This window comes from Blastococcus sp. CCUG 61487, assembly GCF_005222955.1.
GTDB lineage: Bacteria > Actinomycetota > Actinomycetes > Mycobacteriales > Geodermatophilaceae > Blastococcus.
This window is the reverse complement of record NZ_LWUA01000108.1, coordinates 1-1,355: the sequence shown is the minus strand read 5'-3', so window position 1 is coordinate 1,355 and position 1,355 is coordinate 1. Positions and strand designations below refer to the sequence as shown.

Here is a 1,355-nt window from a genome sequence, read left to right as displayed (position 1 = left end):
GCCTCGGCGGCGCGGGCGAGGAGCCAGCCCTCGTCGGCCGGCAGCACCGTCACCCGCTCGGCGCCCACCTCGACCGCCGCGGCCCAGCCCGCCGGGGAGAGCTCCCCGCGGCCGACCACCACCACGCCCGGCCGACGCGGCAGGTCGCGGACCGCGGTCGCCTGGACGCAGTCGGCCCCGACCAGCACCAGCGGCGCCTCCCGGTGCGCCCGCCGCAGCACCGGACCACCGCGGGCGAGCTGCGGTTCGGCGCCCGCCGCGGCGAGCAGGCCCAGCAGGTCGTCGAGCAGGTCGTCGTCGGTACTGATCACCAGGGGGCGCAGAGGTTCGGGGCGGGGAGCCGGCACCCGCCCAGCCCAGCCGGTGCCGGCCCGGACCGGAAGGACCCAGCCGGGACTGTGGACGGTCCGACGGCCTGTGGAGCGGCCCGTGGGCCGGCGCAACGGGGCATGACCCCTTCGGGTAGCGCTCGGGTCCACTCCGGGTCGCTCCCTGCCGATCCAGCTACCGTGACTCCCGTGCCCCGCACCGCGGCGTTCTTCGACCTCGACAAGACGGTCATCGCCAAGTCGAGCGCGCTCGCCTTCGGCCGGCCGTTCTTCCAGGGCGGCCTGATCAACCGGCGCGTCGTCCTCAAGTCGGCGTACGCGCAGTTCGTCTTCTCCCTCGCGGGTGCCGACGAGCAGCAGATGGAGCGGCTGCGCGCCCAGCTGACCTCGATGGTCACCGGCTGGGACGCCGCCACGGTGCACGAGATCGTCCGCGAGACCCTGCACGAGATCGTCGACCCGCTGGTCTACGCCGAGGCCGCCGACCTCATCGAGGAGCACCGCGCCGCCGGCCACGAGATCGTCATCGTGTCCAGCAGCGGCGCCGACATCGTGGAGCCGATCGGGGAGATGCTCGGCGTCGACCGGGTCGTCGCCACCCGCCTCGTGACCGTCGACGGCCGCTACACCGGCGAGATCGAGTACTACGCCTACGGTGAGAACAAGGCCGAGGCGATCCGCGCGCTGGCCGCCGAGGGCGGCTACGACCTCGCCGACTGCTACGCCTACAGCGACTCGATCACCGACCTGCCGATGCTCTCGGCCGTCGGGCACCCGACCGCGGTCAACCCCGACCGCGCCCTGCGCAAGGCGGCCCTGAAGAACGGCTGGCCGGTGCTGCGCTTCGAGCGGCCGGTGAGCCTGCGCTCGCGCTTCCCCTCCCCCACGACGCCGGTCATCACCGGCGCGGCGGTGGGCGTGGGGGCCGCCGTCGTGGGCCTGGCCTGGTACGCGCGGCACCGCACCGCGCGCTCGGCCGCGGCCGTCGCCGGCGCCCCCGGCCCGCTCTCGGGACGACGCCCGGCG

General features: G+C 75.4%; 1 protein-coding gene and 1 pseudogene. One reads left to right on the top strand and one right to left on the bottom strand.

Annotated elements, in window-relative coordinates:
- A pseudogene (locus tag A6V29_RS07170) lies at positions 1–311 on the bottom strand (septum site-determining protein Ssd); the annotation flags it as partial.
- 207 nt (positions 312–518) lie between these two features.
- Here A6V29_RS07170 and A6V29_RS07165 point away from each other — a divergent pair.
- Positions 519–1,355 (top strand): HAD family hydrolase (locus A6V29_RS07165; protein WP_212719101.1); only part of this gene is annotated, 837 nt, incomplete at its 3' end.